Annotated in this window: 2 protein-coding genes; both read left to right on the top strand. The window is 69.4% G+C overall.

Annotated features, from left to right (window positions below):
• On the top strand, nt 1-3566 hold a 3566-nt coding region (locus AC1DQF_RS21325), incomplete at its 5' end, for a multifunctional oxoglutarate decarboxylase/oxoglutarate dehydrogenase thiamine pyrophosphate-binding subunit/dihydrolipoyllysine-residue succinyltransferase subunit (RefSeq protein WP_477527227.1).
• 9 nt (nt 3567-3575) lie between these two features.
• Nucleotides 3576-3689 (top strand): DUF6104 family protein (locus AC1DQF_RS21320; RefSeq protein WP_477527228.1); only part of this gene is annotated, 114 nt, incomplete at its 3' end.

The following is a 3689-nucleotide window of genomic DNA, read 5'->3' as shown; positions in this document are numbered from 1 at the left end:
CGTCCCGCGGTCCGGCCAAGGCCCCCGCGCCCGCACCGGCTGCCACGCAGGCTGCGGGGCAGGCCGAGAAGCCGGCCGCCAAGCCGACCGCCAAGCCTCGGCCCGCGAGCGAGGCCGCCGAGCCCGCCAAGGGCACCAGCACCCCCGTGGCCAAGGACGCCAAGCCGGCCGCACCGGCCGCGGCGACCGACGAGCCGACGTACACGACCCTGCGGGGCATCCCCGCCGCGACCGCCAAGAACATGGACCTGTCGCTGAGCGTCCCGACGGCGACGTCGATCCGCTCGCTGCCGGTCAAGCTGCTGTGGGACAACCGCACGGTCATCAACAACCACCTCGCCCGCGCCCGCGGCGGCAAGGTCTCGTTCACCCACCTCATCGGCTACGCGCTGGTCAAGGCGCTCACCTCGATGCCGGAGATGAACAACCACTTCGCCGAGGTGGACGGCAAGCCCACGATGGTGGCGCCTGCGCACATCAACCTCGGCCTCGCGGTGGACCAGCAGAAGAAGGACGGCACCCGCCAGCTCGTCGTGCCCTCCATCAAGGGCTGCGAGACGATGGACTTCGCCGGCTTCTGGACGGCCTACGAGGAGGTCATCCGTCGGGCCCGTGACAACAAGCTCACGATGGACGACTACTCCGGTACGACGATGAGCCTCACCAACGTCGGCGGCCTCGGGACCAACCACTCGGTGCCGCGCCTCATGCCCGGTCAGGCGGTCATCGTCGGCGTCGGCGCGATGGAGTACCCCGCCGAGTGGCAGGGCGCCTCCGACGAGGCCCTCAACCGCAACGGCGTCAGCAAGGTCATGACGATCACGTCGACCTACGACCACCGCGTCATCCAGGGCGCCCAGTCGGGCGAGTTCCTGCGCCGCGTCCACCAGCTGCTGCTGGGCGAGGACGACTTCTACGACGAGATCTTCCGCTCGCTGCGTATCCCCTACGAGCCCATCCGCTGGGCCAAGGACATCGTCGCGAGCCACGACGACGACATCGTCAAGCAGGCCCGCATCCTCGAGCTCATCCACGCCTACCGCGTGCGCGGCCACATGATGGCCGACACCGACCCGCTCGAGTACCGCCAGCGCAGCCACCCCGACCTCGAGGTCGAGTCGCACGGGCTGACCCTGTGGGACCTCGACCGCGAGTTCGCGACCGGCTCCTTCGGTGGCGAGGGCCGCCGCTTCATGAAGCTGCGCAACATCCTCGGCATCCTGCGCGACTCCTACTGCCGCACCACCGGCATCGAGTACATGCACATCATGGATCCCGAGCAGCGCAAGTGGATCCAGCAGCGCGTGGAGCAGCCGCACACCAAGCCGCCCCGCGAGGAGCAGCTGCGGATCCTGCTCAAGCTCAACCAGGCCGAGGCCTTCGAGACGTTCCTGCAGACCAAGTTCGTCGGCCAGAAGCGCTTCTCCCTCGAGGGCGGCGAGACCACGATCCCGCTGATCGACGAGATCTGCGAGGCGGCCGCCGAGGTCGGCCTCGACGAGGTCGCGATCGGCATGGCCCACCGTGGCCGCCTCAACGTGCTCGCCAACATCGTCGGCAAGAAGTACAGCCAGATCTTCCGCGAGTTCGAGGGCAACATCGACCCGCGGACCGTCCAGGGCTCCGGCGACGTGAAGTACCACCTCGGTGCCGAGGGCGAGTTCGTCGCCGGCTCCGGCGACCAGATCAAGGTCTCGGTCGCGGCCAACCCCTCGCACCTCGAGGCGGTCGACCCGGTGCTCGAGGGCATCGCCCGCGCCAAGCAGGACGTCCTCAACAAGGGTGCCGCCTACCCCGTCCTGCCGCTGCTCGTGCACGGCGACGCGGCGTTCGCGGGCCAGGGCGTGGTCGCCGAGACGCTCAACCTCTCGCAGCTGCGCGGCTACCGCACGGGCGGCACGATCCACGTGGTCGTCAACAACCAGGTCGGCTTCACCACCTCCCCCGGCTCGTCGCGCTCCTCGCTCTACTGCACCGACGTGGCCCGGATGGTCCAGGCGCCGATCTTCCACGTCAACGGCGACGACCCTGAGGCGTGCATCCGCGTCGCCCGGCTCGCCTTCGAGTACCGCCAGGCCTTCAACAAGGACGTGGTCATCGACCTCGTCTGCTACCGCCGCCGCGGCCACAACGAGGGCGACGACCCGTCGTACACCCAGCCGCTCATGTACGACCTGATCGAGCAGAAGCGCTCGGTGCGCAAGCTCTACACCGAGTCCCTCATCGGTCGTGGCGACATCACCGTCGAGGAGGCCGAGCAGGTCCTCAAGGACTACCAGCAGCAGCTGGAGCGCGTCTTCACCGAGGTGCGCGAGGCGAGCAGCCAGCCGTCGGAGTGGACCACCGTCCCGGACTACCCGGACAAGCCCGCCGGCGAGTTCAGCACGGCCGTCTCCTCCGAGGTGCTCAAGCGGATCGCCGACGCCTACACGACGCCCCCGGACGGCTTCACCGTCCACCCGAAGGTCATGCCGCAGCTGCAGCGCCGTGCCGCCGCGATCGCCGACGGTCCCATCGACTGGGGCACCGGCGAGATCCTCGCGTTCGGCTCCCTGCTCATGGACGGCCGTCCGGTGCGCCTCGCCGGCCAGGACTCGCGGCGCGGCACCTTCGTGTCGCGGTTCGCCACGATCATCGACCGGGTCAACGCCGACGAGTGGACGCCCCTGACCAACCTCACCGAGGACCAGGCCAAGTTCCACGTCTACGACTCGCTGCTCTCCGAGTACGCCGCCCTCGGTTTCGAGTACGGCTACTCGGTGGCCCGTCCCGAGGCCCTGGTGCTGTGGGAGGCGCAGTTCGGTGACTTCGTCAACGGGGCGCAGACCGTCATCGACGAGTTCATCTCCGCGGGCCAGACCAAGTGGCGCCAGCAGTCCGGCGTCGTGCTCCTCCTCCCCCACGGCTACGAGGGCCAGGGTCCGGACCACAGCTCGGCGCGCATCGAGCGGTTCCTGACGATGGCCGCCGAGGACGCGATGGTGGTCGCGCAGCCCTCGACCCCCGCGTCGTACTTCCACCTGCTGCGCCGCCACTCGCTCGGCGAGGAGCACCGCCCGCTGGTGGTCTTCACGCCGAAGTCGATGCTCAAGCGCAAGGAGGCCGCCTCGCAGCCCGTTGACTTCACCGGCGAGACGACGTTCCGCCCGTTCATCGGCGACGAGACCGTCGAGGCGGACAAGGTCGAGACGTTGCTGCTCTGCTCGGGTCGCGTCACCTGGGACCTGATGGTCGAGCGCGGCAAGCGCGAGCACGGTGACTCCGTCGCCATCGGCCGGATCGAGCGCCTCTACCCCAACCCGGTGGACGAGATCCGCGCCGAGATCGCGAAGTACCCGAACCTCAAGGTCGTGCGCTGGGTGCAGGACGAGCCGGCCAACATGGGCCCGTGGCCGCACTACCAGCTCACGGTGTGGCCGACGCTGGACGTGACGGTGGAGCCCGTCACCCGACCGGCCTCGGCCTCGCCGTCCGTGGGCACGATCAAGCGGCACGCCGAGGAGCAGAAGTCGCTGCTCGACGCCGCGTTCGAGGCGCCGAGCGCGGCTCCGGGCCGGGACTACTGAGGCTGGGTCGTGTACTTCACCGATCGGGGCATCGAGGAGCTCGAGCGACGCCGGGGTGACGAGGAGGTCACCCTGGCGTGGGTCGCCGACCAGCTGCAGGCCTTCGTGGACCAGCACCCGGAG

Source organism: Nocardioides sp. P4_G4 (genome assembly GCF_056401085.1).
The sequence above is the reverse complement of the archived record's forward strand: the minus strand, read 5'-3'. Positions and strand labels throughout refer to the sequence as shown.